8 protein-coding genes are annotated in these 15,520 nt (G+C 52.5%); 6 read left to right on the top strand and 2 right to left on the bottom strand.

Features of this window, described 5'->3' with window-relative positions; translation table 11 throughout:
• Position 1 precedes the first annotated feature (1 nt).
• The 4 genes from KJ970_10160 (at position 2) to KJ970_10145 (ending at position 8,788) form a co-directional block, all read left to right on the top strand.
• On the top strand, positions 2-1,963 hold the full coding sequence (locus KJ970_10160) for an efflux RND transporter periplasmic adaptor subunit (GenBank protein MBU2691283.1): 1,962 nt from the start codon (positions 2-4) through the stop codon (positions 1,961-1,963).
• Positions 1,950-5,768 (top strand): efflux RND transporter permease subunit, encoded by a 3,819-nt coding sequence (locus tag KJ970_10155; GenBank protein ID MBU2691282.1) that lies wholly within the window; start codon positions 1,950-1,952, stop codon positions 5,766-5,768. The genes KJ970_10160 and KJ970_10155 overlap by 14 nt, the downstream gene beginning before the upstream one ends.
• Positions 5,769-5,836: 68 nt before the next feature.
• Entirely contained in the window at positions 5,837-7,159 is a 1,323-nt protein-coding gene (locus KJ970_10150; protein MBU2691281.1) for a permease, read from the top strand.
• A 192-nt stretch (positions 7,160-7,351) separates the two neighbouring features.
• Entirely contained in the window at positions 7,352-8,788 is a 1,437-nt protein-coding gene (locus tag KJ970_10145) for a T9SS type A sorting domain-containing protein (GenBank protein ID MBU2691280.1), read from the top strand.
• Between the two features lie 48 nt (positions 8,789-8,836).
• Here KJ970_10145 and KJ970_10140 read toward each other — a convergent pair whose 3' ends face one another.
• Positions 8,837-11,899 (bottom strand): protein kinase, encoded by a 3,063-nt coding sequence (locus KJ970_10140; GenBank protein MBU2691279.1) that lies wholly within the window; start codon positions 11,897-11,899, stop codon positions 8,837-8,839.
• A 9-nt stretch (positions 11,900-11,908) separates the two neighbouring features.
• Complete coding sequence (locus tag KJ970_10135) at positions 11,909-13,384, bottom strand: RNB domain-containing ribonuclease (GenBank protein MBU2691278.1); 1,476 nt, start codon at positions 13,382-13,384, stop codon at positions 11,909-11,911.
• A 255-nt stretch (positions 13,385-13,639) separates the two neighbouring features.
• On the opposite strand from KJ970_10135, the gene KJ970_10130 reads away from it, so the two are divergent.
• A complete protein-coding gene (locus KJ970_10130) occupies positions 13,640-14,239 on the top strand; it encodes an MCP four helix bundle domain-containing protein (GenBank protein ID MBU2691277.1) in 600 nt (199 codons plus the stop codon).
• A gap of 26 nt (positions 14,240-14,265) precedes the next feature.
• On the top strand, positions 14,266-15,417 hold the full coding sequence (locus KJ970_10125) for a PAS domain S-box protein (protein ID MBU2691276.1): 1,152 nt from the start codon (positions 14,266-14,268) through the stop codon (positions 15,415-15,417).
• The last annotated feature ends 103 nt before the right edge of the window (positions 15,418-15,520 follow it).

Below are 15,520 nucleotides of genomic sequence, written 5' to 3'. Positions count from 1 at the left end.
AATGATCAGGAACATATTTCAGAGACCTCTTACACGTCGATTTGTAATTCTCCTTCTGATCCTTCTGCCGCTGGGTATTGGATATCTTATCGGGCGGATTGGGAATCCTCAGCCCCCCACAAGGGCCATGGATCACCAGGATCATTCAGGCAGTGAAGCAACTCAGAGTTCAGCAGTCGAGATGTGGACCTGTTCAATGCATCCACAGATTCGATTGCCGGAACCGGGATCGTGCCCGCTCTGTGGTATGGATCTCATCCTTGTCGCCATTGGAGAGGCCGCCGAGGGCGCCACCTCACAAATAACACTTTCAGCGAATGCGCGGAAACTTGCCGGCATTACAACAGCCTTGGCTGAAACGCGCCCCGCAGTGGTGGACATTAGGATGTCGGGCAAGCTTGAGCTGGACGAGACTCGAATCACGACGATCAGTGCCTGGATTCCGGGGAGACTTGACCGCCTCTTCATCAATTACACCGGTGTCTCCGTTCGAGCGGGTGATCCTCTGGTCAGTTTGTATAGCCCGGAATTATTAACAGCGCAGGAAGAATTACTCCAGGCCCTGAAGATGAAACGAGCGGATGCCGCCCGATATGGAGGTCTTTCCAGCGGCGATGACTCATTTGGTAGAACCCTTCAGGCGAATGTGGAGGCGGTCAGAAAAAAACTCCGGCTGTGGGGCTTGACGGATCAGCAGGTTCAGGCGATTGAAACGGCGGGAGTATCCACGGATCTGATTACTATCAAATCGCCGATCAGCGGCGTGGTTCTTCACAAAACCGCGATTGAGGGGAACTATGTGAATATAGGAACCCCCATCTATACCATCGCCGACTTATCCCATCTTTGGGCGGGATTGGATGCCTATGAAAGTGATCTGACCTGGTTGAGAGAGGGACAAGAAATCGAGTTTTATTCAGAGGCCTATCCGGGGGAGGTGTTTGGGGGAATCATTGCTTTTATCGATCCGGTGATAGATCCGCGAACAAGAACAGCCAAGGTCCGGGTCGATGTTGAGAATCCCGCCGCCAGACTCAAACCGGAAATGTTTCTCAAAGCGATTGTAAAGGCGAGGATCGGCGCGAATGTCCAGGTGGAGATTCCAGGCCGGGATGGAGAGTGGGATCATGGAGATCCGCTCCTGATACCGGCGGCAGCGCCTCTGCGAACCGGCAAGAGAGCGATTGTCTATGTAGCAAAACCTGGGGAAGAGGGGATCTATACGGGCCGGCAGGTGGTCCTGGGACCCAAAGCCGGGGAGGACTATGTTGTGATAGATGGACTTAAGGAAGGTGAGATGGTCGTTGTCAACGGCAATTTCAAGATCGACAGCGCGGCTCAAATTATGGCTCAGCCCAGCATGATGGAGCCGATGCCTGCAGAGACCCTTCAGGGTCCCGGTGCGCCTCTTGAGCCTGCAAATATCCCGGAGTCCTTTAAGACGGATTTGTCTGCGCTGTATGACATCTACTTTGAGATTCAGAATGCCCTAAGTCATGACGACCTCACCATGGCGAGTGAAGCCGCCGGAAAGATGCAAAAAGTCCTTCCGCGTGCCGGTGTAAAAAGGAGCGCTTCATCAAAGAGCAATGCGCAAAGATTCGGGACTCAGAATCTTCCTCCGGGGGCGCGTTCGGCATGGGATGATGCCATGGGGCCCATCGGCGAGGTCATAGGGCGGATTCACAAGACGGGTGGTATTGAAAGTGCCAGGCAGGAGTTCGAGTATCTATCCTTATGGGTCACTTGGATTGTCAATAGCTTTGGCAGCGCTACGGTCCAACCGATTCTGCGTTACCATTGTCCGATGGCTTTCGATGGGCGTGGAGCCGATTGGCTTCAAAATAAGGAAGGAACGGAGAATCCGTATTTTGGAAGCGCCATGTTCCAATGCGGGACAGAAGAGGAAGTGATTTGGGCGGGCCATTCGCAACGGGATGGAAATGATCATGAAGCCCAATAGTGCTCTGACTCATCATCCCACAGGCAGTCCTCGCAGGCCCAATCCCATTGATCGTCTTATAAGATTCTGCTTGGAAAACAAGCTCATCCTTCTGCTGATTGTGATTCTCGTTTTCGGGTGGGGGCTCATCGTTGCTCCGTTTGATTGGGATCTTGGAGGGCTGCCACGGGAGCCGGTGCCGGTCGATGCGATTCCGGATATCGGAGAGAATCAACAAATCGTTTTTACGGAGTGGTTGGGGAGTTCACCGCAAGATGTCGAGGATCAGGTGACCTATCCCTTGACGGTGTCGCTTCTAGGGATCCCCGGTGTCAAAACAATACGAAGTTACTCCATGCTCGGTTTTGCGAGCATCTACATCATTTTCAATGATGATGTGGAATTCTACTGGTCCCGGTCCCGCGTGCTTGAAAAGCTGGCCAGCCTCCCGGCGGGGACGCTCCCGGAAGGAGTGAAGCCGAGCCTGGGACCCGATGCCACCGCGCTCGGCCAGGTCTTTTGGTATACCCTCGAGGGCCGAGATGAATCCGGGAATCCAACAGGGGGATGGGATCTTGCCGAATTGCGGTCCATCCAGGATTGGCTGGTCCGTTATGCCCTCACTGCTGTTGACGGCGTGAGCGAAGTGGCTTCCATCGGTGGTCATGTTAAAGAATATCAAATAGATGTGGATCCAGACGCGATGCGCGCCGCCGGGGTCAAACTGGGGGACGTTGTCGCAGCCGTTAAGATGTCCAACAGGGATGTCGGCGCACGAACAATAGAGGTGAATCGCGTTGAGTATGTCGTCCGCGGCATCGGATTTGTAAAAAACATCGAGGACCTCGAAAACGCTGTCATCAAAGTAAACGATAATGTTCCCATCACTATTCGTAACGTGGCCCATGTCACTTTAGGCCCCGCTTTGCGCCGGGGAGCGCTCGACAAAGAAGGGGCGGAGGCCGTTGGTGGTGTTGTCGTGGCAAGATATGGTGAAAATCCTCTTGCGACAATCACAAATGTAAAAAATAAAATCCGTGAAATCGCGCCGGGGCTGCCCAAAAAGACACTACCGGATGGCACTCAGTCCCAGGTGCAAATTATCCCATTTTATGATCGCTCAGGTCTCATCTACGAGACCTTGGGAACACTCAACTCAGCATTGATCCATGAAATATTGGTGACCCTGATTGTCGTATTGCTCATGGTCATGCACCTGCGCAGCTCCATTTTGATTTCCAGCTTGCTTCCACTGGCTGTTCTGATTTGTTTCATTGCCATGAAGGCATTTCATGTCGATGCAAACGTTGTCGCACTATCGGGTATCGCCATCGCCATTGGGACGATGGTGGATATGGGAATCATCGTTACAGAGAATATTTTGAGAAGACTCAGCGAATTCGATTCGAATGAAAATCGGCTCGAGATCATCTACAGAGCCTCGAGCGAAGTGGGAAGCGCAGTAGTTACCGCTATTGCCACGACGGTTGTAAGCTTTCTCCCGGTCTTTACAATGGTTGCCGCCGAAGGAAAGCTCTTCCGGCCATTAGCTTTTACAAAAACATTTGCGCTTCTGGCTTCCGTCATTGTCGCGTTGACGCTTATACCACCGATCGCCCATATTCTCTTCAGAAAGAAGAAGAATGCCGGATCGGCGAAACTCCAAGCAAAGTTTCCAGCGGCCATCGTACGGAGATCATCCTGGATGATCATCGGAATGGCCGCCCTCGTTATTACCATCATGTTGACAAGACATTGGGTCCCGCTCGGCCCTGAAAAGGGACTTATTAAAAACCTGGTCTTTGTCGGCCTGCTCATCGGCGGGATTCTGGGTTTCTTTCGGGTATTTCTTCACTTCTATCCATCTCTTCTGCGCTGGTGCCTCGGACACAAAGCGCTCTTTCTGACCGGTCCAGCCCTTTTGATCTGTCTGGGTCTCATGATTTGGCTTGGAGTTCCCTCACTCTTTGGATGGTTACCTCGCTCAATACTGGCATGGAAACCGGTCTCTGAGGTGGCGCATCTCTTTCCTGGATTGGGCAAAGAGTTTATGCCGCCCTTGGATGAGGGCTCGTATTTGTACATGCCGACAACCATGCCTCATGCCGGGATCACTGAAGCTCTGGATATGTTGCAGATACAGGATAGGGCGATCGCGGCTGTCCCGGAGGTGGATGAGGTTGTCGGCAAGATCGGGCGCGTTGAGAGTTCTCTGGATCCGGCCCCGGTCTCAATGATTGAGACGGTTATTAATTACAGACCGAAGTACATTCTCAATGAAAGTGGAAGGCGGATAACCTTCCGATTTAACGCGGCGGAAACAGATTTCGTCAGGGATATTGCGGGAAATCTATTACTCGCCCCGGATGGTGAACCCTATATGGTCCAGGGTCGTTACCAGCGCGATGAAAGTGGCGATCTCATACCGCAGCGGGGGGGACGACCCTTCCGTCTGTGGCGGCCTGCGCTCGATCCGGAGCTAAATCCGGGGCGACGGGAATGGGAGGGAATTGAAAAACCCGATGACATTTGGGATGCCATTATTGATGTCGCCCAGGTGCCGGGATCAACCTCTGCGCCGAAATTGCAACCGATCTCGACAAGAATCGTCATGTTGCAATCAGGCATGCGCGCGCCGATGGGCGTGAAAGTAAAGGGACCCGATCTTGAATCGATTGAACAGGCCGGTCTCGATATTGAGCGCCTCCTAAAAGAGGTTCCATCTGTGGCGGCCGAGAAGGTCTTTGCCGACAGAATCGTCGGTAAACCCTATCTTGAGATTGAGATCGATAGAACCGCGGCGTCTAGATACGGCGTCACGATTCAGAATGTACAAGAAGTCATAGAATACGCTATAGGCGGGAAGCCCATTACGACGACTGTAGAAGGGCGGGAGCGCTACGGTGTGCGTGTTCGCTATATGCGCGAGCTGCGGGATAGTATTGAAGGCCTGGAGAGGATTCTTATCGACGCACCGGATGGAGCGGCGATACCGTTGGCTCAGCTCGCCGATATTAAATATGTTCGTGGGCCGCAAATGATTAAAAGCGAGGATACCTTTCTTATCGGATATGTCCTATTTGATGGAAAAATCGGATTTGGCGAAGTCAATGTTGTCGAACAAGCCCGCGATTATCTCGATCAGAAGATTGCAACGGGGGAATTGGAGCTACCCAGCGGGGTGAGTTATTCTTTTGCCGGAAGTTATGAAAACCAGGTTCGGGCCGAGAAAAAGCTCATGATTGTCCTTCCACTGTCGCTTTTTCTTATTGTGATGATACTCTACCTCCAATTCCGCTCGATTTCTACGACCACACTGGTATTCTCCGGTATCGCAGTAGCCTGGGCCGGGGGATTTATTCTGCTCTGGTTGTACGCTCGTCCATGGTTTATCGATATATCTTTTTTTGGTGTAAATATGCGCGAGCTATTTCAAGTTCACCCGGTCAACCTAAGCGTCGCGGTTTGGGTCGGATTTCTGGCTCTCTTTGGAATTGCGAGTGATGACGGGGTGGTTATCGCCACCTATTTGAATCAGAGTTTTGCCGAGAAAAAGCCAAGCTCGATTTCAGAAATCCGGGAAATGGCGATCTTGGCCGGATGCCGCCGGGTCCGGCCGTGTCTGATGACCACGGCCACCACTATCATAGCGTTAATCCCGGTGTTGAGCGCGACAGGCCGGGGCGCCGATGTTATGGTTCCGATGGCCATACCTTCTTTTGGCGGAATGTCATTCGAGATTCTAACAATGTTCGTAGTCCCGGTCCTGTATACAATGGTTAAGGAAATTCAGTTCAAGCGGGGGATGAAGGCGTCATCATTTTGAACATGTCTAAAAAATCGTATAATGTGCTACGTTAGTTGATGCATCATGAACCTAGAGGATTGTGTGAGATGGCACTATCATATTTGCAGAGTTGGCTCGTTGGTTCCCTGCAGCTGTTTTTGCTCATGGCGCCCTATCTCTTGTTGGGCTTTTTCCTGGCGGGCGTCTTGCATGTGGCGGTCCCGCAACATTGGATTGTCCGGCATTTGGGTGGTCATGGATTCAGGGCGGCGCTTAAGGCCGCATTGATTGGAACACCGCTGCCCCTATGTTCCTGCGGCGTGATTCCCTTCGCCGATCTCTTGAAAAGGCGGGGGGCCTCAAGGCCGGCCATAACCTCCTTTCTGATCTCGACCCCTCAAACCGGCATCGATTCCTTCCTGGCCTCCTACGCCATCCTGGGGCTGCCCATCGCTCTCTGGAAGGTCCTGACGGCCTTTGTGTCGGGTGTCATCGGGGGCACGGTTCTCTCTCTGCTTGAACCGCTCAGAGCGGTAAATGTCCCCATCAGCGGGGATGCTCCAGTGATCGAGGAGGCCTCTCCTGCAAGGGCTTCTTTCTCGGCCAAGGGGCGGTCGGCCCTTTCCTATGGTTTGGGGATGCTGGTGGAGGATATCGCCGGTTGGCTGGTTCTTGGAACCCTTATCGGCGGGGCGATCTCGGTCTTCATGCCGGATGAGTTTCTAACGCGCACCTTCCCTAATCCGTACCTGCAGATGCTGGCGGTGCTGCTCGTCGCGGTGCCCCTCTATGTTTGCGCCACCGGCTCTCTGCCCGTCGCCGCCGCGCTGGTACTCAAGGGGCTTCCCCTTGGAGGAGCCATCGTTTTTCTCATCGCCGGACCGGCAACCAACGCCGCGACATTGAGTGTTTTTATAAAAGTGCTGGGCCGCCGGGTCGTCGCGGTCTACTTAACAACCATCGTGGTTACGAGCTACCTTTCCGGTCTTCTTTTCCAGCAGTTTTTCCCTCATGCGAGGCTGCCGGTATCACTTCAGCAGGATCCCTCCCATGGCGGGCATCTCGAGATGGCCGGTGCTCTCTCGCAGGCTCAGTGGTGGGAGTGGGGCACGGCCCTGCTCCTCGGGGCTCTTGTCTTGAGGGCCCTCGGGATCAAGTTGAGACATCGAAGAGAGGCCCGGGGTTCAAGGGGCCTGGCGCAAAAGGAGACAGCCGATATGGAAACAGCTTGCTTCAATGTTAAGGGGATGTCCTGCGGTCATTGCACAAGCAGCGTCGAGCGGGCGATACGATCGATTGAGGGTGTGGCGGATGTTTCCATCTCCCTTGAAGATGGCCGCGCCATTGTCAAAGGCCACGCTCTCTCAGATGAGGTTTTGATGGCGGCCATTAAAAGTGCCGGATATGAAGCCTCGCCGGCGCCCTGTTGACACCTTTGAGGAACTCCAGTGTTACCTCTTGATAAGATCGGATGGTGACAGGCCATCAATGATATTCGCCTTATGTCAAGCATCTGTGACATCTCGGATAGAAGTTGACCCCTGATAGATGCGGTGCTATCCTGACTGCATCCAACTGTGTAGCGTCGCGCTAAAAAAGAGTGTCACGTCAAGGAGGTCGCCATGAGAACCCTGCGGTTCAACTGCTGGTTGTCGAGTTTTCTTTTCGTTTCTCTCACTCTCTTCCTGGCAAGGGTCACCACGCCTCAGGCCCAGTATATCAACATCAGCAACTCAGAGGAATATTCGGAGGAGCCGGATCTGGCGGTGGGATCGGACCTCTCCCTCCATATTGTTTGGTCGGAAGTCACCGGGGGGATTGGAAAGATTATCTATAGGCAATGGAAGGATGGGGAATGGAGCAGTCCCTTCCAGGTTTCCGACGGGCTTCACAATGCCACCGTACCCTCCATTTCAGTTCTCGATACAGAGCATATTTGGATCGCGTGGCAAGAGAATCATGCCAATATATCCAGGGTGGTCACCGTCGTAACCGACGGCGTCATCTGGGACCGTTATCCCATTGCGCCGGAAATCGAAGGTAATCAGCTCAATCCCTTCGCCTACTTCAGAGCCGACGGATCCCGTTGGGTCTCCTGGACCGATAGTGATTCATCCGTTTATGTGGCGAATGAAATCGAGAATTGGGTGCCCTTCACCCATGAATCATGCTTTGGAATCGGAGGAAATCTTCTTTGTGAAAGTCCTCTTGGTCTAACACTATTTTCGAGCCGTCTGGACGCTGATTGGTTGTGCCATTATGTTGCGACGATCTGGAACGGATCGAGTTGGATCGATCCAGGGGGAGAGCCATCCGAAGCGAGCGCTCCCCTCGCCGGAGTCTCGAGGGGTGGCTCATCCCTCGTCCATCTCGCCGCTCTGCCGGGCGCCTTACCGCCTTGTCCATGCTGGCATCTGCTTTATACACCTTGGGAAGCGCCCACCGGATGGGGGCCGGCCGAGGTTCTCTCTAAAACATTTTCGGAATGGTGGACCTGTCAGGACGCCAGCATCGCCGTCGATAATGACGACCAGCCGATCGTGAGTTATGTCTACCAAGAGCTGGATGAGTTGTTTGAAACCACCAGGAGAGACCTTGTCATCGCGCGGCGTTCTGAGCTCGGTTGGTACTGGGAATACTCCGATCTTGCCATCGAAGATGATGTCAGATCACCGGATGTTGAATATTTCGTGGGGGTTCCCGCTGTCACTTGGAGCCAGATGGTGGGGGGAAACCGGGAGATTATGTTAAGCGCGGCCATATCCGGTCTGGAAGATTCGCCGATAACGTTGAAGAGAGATTTTAGAATCTGGCCGAATCCCAGTCATGGAATCGTTAACTTCGCCATCGATAATGTTCAACAGGCTCCGATACAATTGGAGGTTGTCAATATCCTGGGACAGAGGGTGCGATCATTGGCCTTCGGGCGGGGGCAGAGGGTGATCTCATGGGATGGAATCGATACCCGGGGCGCGTCTCTTGGATCGGGGATCTACTATGCCCGGATACAACCAGCCGAGGGTCCGGTGGTGACGAAAGAATTCATCCGGTTGCGTTAATCTCCTCATAGCCTCCGTCTGCCGGAGATGGAGAATACAGGTAATCTATTACCGATTACGGGCCGCCATGTCCAGTGATGCCCCGGAACCCTTTGATGTCCAATATCCGAAAAGAGGCAAGGCGGCGAGGAGCAAGAAGCCGAAAATAGAGGTGCCTGCATACCAAGTCGTGAGATCGAGCGAAATCGGAAATGTATTAAGAATGTTTAAGATCCAGAGCGCCGCGACAAAAGCCAGAAGCCTGAGACGGATAATGAGAAAAGAGATAAAGGTGCTGGCAACGAGCGCGAAACCGATAATGTAATAAATTGTTGGCGCCCCAGTTCCATAATCATCGATGGCGCTCTGGACCTGACCAATTCCAATGAAAAGAAAGATGATGAGGGCGACAATCCAGTCTTTTCGAGCCACAACCTTCAGTACAGGGAAAAGAACCAAAAACAATAACCCGATGGGCAGGGTCTTGATAATGACATCAGGCACTCCCGCCAAAGCATAACGCCCCCCCAGGAGGGTCTGCCAATTAAATTGGCCTACGATCTTTCTTGTGCTGAGGAATGGGAGCAGCGACAGATAGATCGGCTCAATGAGCGCCATGGCGGCGGCCATGGTCGAACCGATCAGTAGATCCCGGCCCACGAGTGGATCCTTCCATCGGCCGGCGAGCAGGCGGTTCCAACTCGTGATTCTCTCAGGGCTGTGCCGGCGCATATAGGGTTCCACGACGACATAGATCAACCAGACAAAACCGGCCAGAAGGAGCGCGACCCCTGATATGCCTATGAGGGAGTTTATCAAAACCTCGATTTCAACGGAGAAGTTCGGATAGTGAGGAGCCGAGCAGAGCTCTCTCACGAAGAAGACGAAGAAGACAAGAATGGCCAGCTTGGTCGCGCTCCGGCGGTCGCTCTTGCCGAGCTTGACATTCTGACGCGCATAGTAAATGGCGGTAAGAATGATAAATCCCAAAAAGATCAACGAGAAGATATTCCACCAAGATCCCCGGACAGAGAGATGGGCCGCCGCCTCCATCGTCGCTGGTAAAATCCCACCCCAAAATGTTGTTTGAAAGAGGACGATCTTGCCGTCGAGTGAAGCGGCCTCAATGCAAAGGGGAACATTAGGATTATCAGAAATGCTCCCTTTCCACGAAACGATTTCATCATATGATGTTTGGGGTATATAGAGGGGCGCGGATTTTGTGAACCGATCCGGCTCATAGCCGGCGGCTTCCAGTATTTCCGGCCAATGAACCGGCTCGACGGCTGTTCTGAGAACATACTTGTACGAGTGATTTCCTGGGGGCAGAGGAAGTGCGATCCGCCAAACCCCATCAACTCCGCGGGTCATGGCATCCAATTTCTGAGACCAATTGTTGAAATCCCCGGACAAATAAACCTGCTCGGCTTCCGGCGCATTGAAGCAAAAGAGAATTTCCCCCGCAACGGCCAGCGGAGGCCCCCGATACGTGATGGTATTACCTGGTGCAAGGCTGCGCGGGGATCCGTCAGTGCCTATGACCCGTCCTTCGGTGTCAATGATCAGAAGACTGTTTGTATTGCCTTGATCGGTGAGAATGGTGTCGGGATTCTGTGGATCCCTTATCCATTCGACCGGGTGATAAGGATCCTCGGGTATGGCACGGAATTCCATCACGCGGCCGTCCAAGTCAATCGTCGCAGAGATCATTCCCCGCTCATGAACTCCGGGCACATTGGACATGAGGCTTGCGCGAAAGACCTCTTGCGCCGTCATCGCATGTTGACTCTGTCGATACCAGAACCAGAGCGATGTCGGCCGGGCCTGTTCAATGGCTTGGAGGGGATCTTTGAAATCGAGCCTCTCTGCAAGCCGGTCGATATAGGCCCAACGATACTTAAAGCCTAATCCCGAATGCTGAGGCTTTTCTTCATATCCGAATCGATTGATAATTTCACGGGCCCTATTTTTTAGAATTTCCGGGCTTTTTTCATGGGGTGATACCTGAAGTAGAGGTGGGCGCATATCCAAAAAGGCAAGGATCAGGATTGAGATCAGGGTGCCCAGGAGAAGCCCCAGACGAACCAAGGGTGAGAGGGCGCCTTTGCCACCCGCCGCGGCGACCATTTCGGGTGATGGCGTCTCACCGGCTGCAATAGCAGCCGCCAATGGATCGCCGCCGGGCAGGGAGATCGCCACCGCTTGAGCGGAGGAGGGCCGTTCGGCGGGGAGTCTTGACAGACATCGCGCGATCAATTGTTCAATGAGGGGGTCGATCCCTCGCACAAGATCCGAAACGCTGCTGGGAGGGCCCGTCTCATGGAGTTTTTGGAGCCCTTTGACCGTTTCGACCTCATAGGCTCGGCGTCCGGTAAAAAGCTCGAAGAGGACGAGACCGAGGGAGTAGACATCGCTTCTCAGGGTGACCCCTTGACCCGAGAGCTGCTCTGGAGCCATGTATTGTGGTGTTCCAGCGATCTTCCCAGGGGAGGTGAGATCCTTGGCCAATCCGGCGAGACCGAAATCCATGATTCGAATCCGCCCGCGGCCGTCGAGCATGATATTCGCCGGTTTTAGATCGCGATGAAGCACCCCTATATCATGAGCCGCCGATAGACCCGAACAAATCTGACGGGCTATGTTCAGGGCCTTTTCCTCAGTCGGCCGACCCATCCGGCGGATAACGGACGCCAGATCCTCTCCATCGATATACTCCATGCTGATGAAGTATTGTCCGTCCGATTCACCGATATCATAGATCCGGCACACATTGGGATGGGTCACCTGTCGGGCGATTCGAACTTCGCTCCGAAGAAGATCAAGAGCGGCCTTTTGTCCGGCAAGATTGTAGGGAAGGAGCTTGAGGGCGACGGGGGAGCCAAGTTCGAGATCATCGGCGCGGTAAACCTCTCCCATGCCGCCGCGGCCGATAAGGCTTACAATACGATACCGCTTGGCGAAAACGGTGCCCGGAATAAAGCGGCCATGTTCAGCGCTGATGGGGTCTGCGCCGATGGAACCGCTGTCGAGCGGCCCGTTGCCGGCCGAACCACTATTGATTGTCTTCTCATCAAAATCCGGATGGCCCCGATTATCGCCCCTGGGATCTTCATCATCCTCACCGCCCTGCATAGCCACCCCCTAAAAGCTCATTTTCGAAAAATCGATATAGCCGTTATCGACATTAGTGTCGACCAACTTCACTTGGATGGAGTCGCCGACATCAAGGCCATCGAAACCCTCAACGAGCATCCCTTCTATGGGCGGATCAAAAATCCGGACCCAGGTTCCTTTCTCGGAGGCGCCTGTGACGATGGCACTGAACCGTTCGCCGATTCGATCCTCCAACAGGATCGCCGCCGCCGATTTCGCCACCTGTCGTTCGACTTTATCGGCATCATCCTCTTTCTGTGTACAATGAGCCGCCAGTTGATTTAGCTCCTCCTCATTGTAAGGCGACGGGGCATCACTGAGAGCCGCCTTTAAAAGACGTTGGGTTATAAGATCGGGAAACCGCCGGTTCGGAGCCGTCGAATGGGTATAATTCTTGACAGCCAATCCAAAATGGCCTTCCACTGATTCTCCAGGCATCGCCACGCGGTATTCACCTGAACCGATAAGTTTAACAACAGTGAGAGAAACATCGGGGAAACGCAAAGGGTCTTTCTCTTCCTGGTTTTTTAAAAAGGCGGAAAGGGCTTTGGAGCTGGGGTTTTGGGGAAGTTGGAAACCGAGATCCATTGCCAAGGTGACAATCCGATCCCACCGCCTTGGGGTGCGGACGACACGCCGGAGAGAGGGGAGTTTCTTTCGATTCAGGAAGCCGGCCGTGACCCCGTTGGCAGCGATCATGAGATTTTCGATGAGTTCGCGGGCGCGGTTCTTCTGATCGATCTCAAGCGCGACCATCGCATCGCCGTCAAAAACGGCATGTGTTTGTATTGTTTGGAGTTCGAGAGCACCGAGCTCATGCCGGATTGTCTTCAGCTTTTGCGCCATCCTATCTTGAAGACGGAGATTTTCTTTCAAGCCCTCAATGGCGGATACCGGCTCCGGTTCCGGGGCTCCCTCCTCCAACCACGCTGCGATGCTGTTATAAGCAAGTTGTGCCTGATTGCGAACGAGGGCCTGGTAAATATCGGAAGCCTGCAGCCGCCCGCCAGCATCAAAGACCATCTCGATGATCATCGCCGGACGATCTTCATTTTCATTGAGCGAGGTTAGATCGTAAGAAAGCTTTTCCGGCAGCATGGAGAAAACCTGCCCGGCGGTATAGACGGATGTTGTATTATGCCGGGCGTGATCATCAACCGCATCCCCTTTTTTGACCAGGGAATCAACATCGGCCACGGCCACGAGCATTTTCACCGATCCGTCAGAGAGCGGTTCGGCCACCGTAAGCTGATCCAGATCGCGGGAATCATCATTATCGATCGATGACCAGAGGAGATGGCGCAGATCCTTCCGCTGAGATCCATCATTCAGCGGGGCTGCGTTCAGACCTTCCAACTCCGATAGGATTTCGCGGGAGAATTCCGGCAAGAGAGACCGCTCCTTCATGACCCTGCGGGCGACATGGAGCAGTAGATCTCGATGGTGACTATTCATTTCATTCATGAGTGGGCTCCAGGCTGAATGCGTCTACTGTTGCTTACATGACAGATTTTTAAAGAATAATCCAGATCCATTACCCGGCGCAATTCAGAGTTTGTGATCAGATGAGACCTGAAATAAGACGTATCGTATTGCAATGATACGCGATAGGTGATTTTATCTTCTAACTATATTCGGTGACTCTGTCAATAAATTGAAGAGAGTTGTGATATTCAGTACCAAAAAGATCCCGTGATCATTGTTGAAAAGGGAAGTCTTATGATCCTCTCCAATGTCTCTATAAAGACTCGGCTGGCGCTTGGCTTTGGGATTGTGATCTTTTTGACCTTCATTTTTGGACTCACGACTCTGGTCAAGTTGAACAAACTGACTGGATTGAACAGAGATATGTATGAACATCCTCTTGTCGTCGAGAATGCGGTGAGGGACATAAAATTAGATATAACGACGATGCATCGATCCATGAAGGATGTTGTCCTATCGGATGACGCCGACGAGATCAAGCCGTTAGCCTCCCAAATCGATCTAAAAGAGAAACAATATCAGCGGTCGTTTGACCTGATTTCAAAAATATATTTGGGGGATAAACGTGAGATTATTGAGGCAAATGACGCCTTTCGGGATTGGAAGGGAATCCGGTCTGAGGTTTTCATCCTGATGGAAGAGGGTGATAGCCGTGCGGCAGGGAAAATTACCATGGATCGGGAAGCCGAACACCTCGCTGCATTGGATGGGAGGATGGAGAAGATTGGAGAGTTCGCCGCATTTAAGGCGGATCAACTCTTTTTGGAAGTAAAACGAACCGGTAGAGAGGCGATTTCAGTCAAAAGGCCATCATCTCCGGGAAGGATGAGATAACTGAATTAGCGCTGTCCATTAACAAGATGACCCAACACCTACAATACACAACAATATCGATCGACAAATTGAATACTGAGATCGGGGAGCGACAGCGAGTCAAGAAGGCTCTGCTTGAGTCGGAATCCAAATATCGCGGGGTCTTTGAACAAGCGGGCGATGCTGTTGTTCTCATCGATTGCGAAACAACAAACTTTTATGAGTTTAATGACCGTGCCCCTGAAATTCTTGGATACAACCGGGAAGAATTCTCTCGTTTCGGGCTCCAGGATGTCGATGCGATGGAATTTCCAGAAGAGACGGTAAGGCCTGTTGAAGAATCAGTGCAGGCCGGACATGAGTCATTTATGGCAAAAATGAAAAAGAAAGATGGCGGCATCTGCGATACTATGATTAGCGCCAAAACCATTTCGCTTCGGGATCACCTTTATATCATCAGCATTTGGCGGGATGTGACGGAGGAGCGGCGGGTGGCGGCCGTGCTTTTGGAGAGCGCGGAACGCCTATGGGGAATTATGGAGAGCATGAGTGACGCTGTCATGGTGGCCAATAGCCATGGTTCCCTCGTCTATGCCAACAGGGAGGCGGAAAAGATTCTCGGATCGGAATATATGCATTCAAGTCACTGGTCCAATGAATATGGTGTATTCAAACGCGACAAAATGACAAAAATTCCGAATGAGGATCTGAATCTCTCCAGAGCTTTGGCAGGTCTGTCCACCGATAATGTTGAGCAATTCATCCGAAATCCGCGGGTGCCTGAGGGATTCACCGTTCTCAGCTCGGGGCGCCCGATGTATGACAAGGATGGAAACGTCATAGGTGCTGTTTTAGTTCTGAAAAATATTACGCAACATAAAATACTTCAAACTCAACAATTGCAATCTCAAAAAATGGAAGCCCTTGGAAAGCTGGCCGGAGGCATTGCTCATGATTTCAATAATCTGCTTCACATTATTCTTGGTTTCACGGAGCTGGCAAAGGAGATGAATGAAAAGAAGGCTTCCTGCTCAGGTGCGCTCGTTCAGATCTTCAAAGCGACGATGAGGGCCAAGGGCTTTGTGAGCCAAATTCTGGCTTTCAGCCGGCAAAAGGAGAGGGAGCGGAAGCCCATCATGATCGCTCCCATTCTTGATGAGGTTATTCAATTTCTAAGGGTTCGCTCCCTTCTACAATAAATCTAAAGTCAAGAATTGATCCGACTGTCGGTTCTGTCTTGGCTGATTCGGACAGCATCCATCAAATCATAATGAATCTTGTGACAAGCTCCTTTCAGGCCAT

The organism is Candidatus Eisenbacteria bacterium (assembly GCA_018831195.1).
Taxonomy (GTDB): Bacteria; Eisenbacteria; RBG-16-71-46; order CAIMUX01; family JAHJDP01; genus JAHJDP01.
Note: the sequence above shows the minus strand (reverse complement) of the source record. Positions and strands in the feature narration are given on the sequence as shown.

What these genes read in the sequence shown, in the direction of transcription:
- KJ970_10160 (MBU2691283.1), top strand. Translation starts at nt 2, where the DNA reads ATGATCAGGAACATATTTCAGAGACCTCTTACACGTCGATTTGTAATT.
- KJ970_10155 (MBU2691282.1), top strand. Translation starts at nt 1,950, where the DNA reads ATGAAGCCCAATAGTGCTCTGACTCATCATCCCACAGGCAGTCCTCGC.
- KJ970_10150 (MBU2691281.1), top strand. Translation starts at nt 5,837, where the DNA reads ATGGCACTATCATATTTGCAGAGTTGGCTCGTTGGTTCCCTGCAGCTG.
- KJ970_10145 (MBU2691280.1), top strand. Translation starts at nt 7,352, where the DNA reads ATGAGAACCCTGCGGTTCAACTGCTGGTTGTCGAGTTTTCTTTTCGTT.
- KJ970_10140 (MBU2691279.1), bottom strand. Translation starts at nt 11,899, where the DNA reads ATGCAGGGCGGTGAGGATGATGAAGATCCCAGGGGCGATAATCGGGGC.
- KJ970_10135 (MBU2691278.1), bottom strand. Translation starts at nt 13,384, where the DNA reads ATGAATGAAATGAATAGTCACCATCGAGATCTACTGCTCCATGTCGCC.
- KJ970_10130 (MBU2691277.1), top strand. Translation starts at nt 13,640, where the DNA reads ATGATCCTCTCCAATGTCTCTATAAAGACTCGGCTGGCGCTTGGCTTT.
- KJ970_10125 (MBU2691276.1), top strand. Translation starts at nt 14,266, where the DNA reads ATGACCCAACACCTACAATACACAACAATATCGATCGACAAATTGAAT.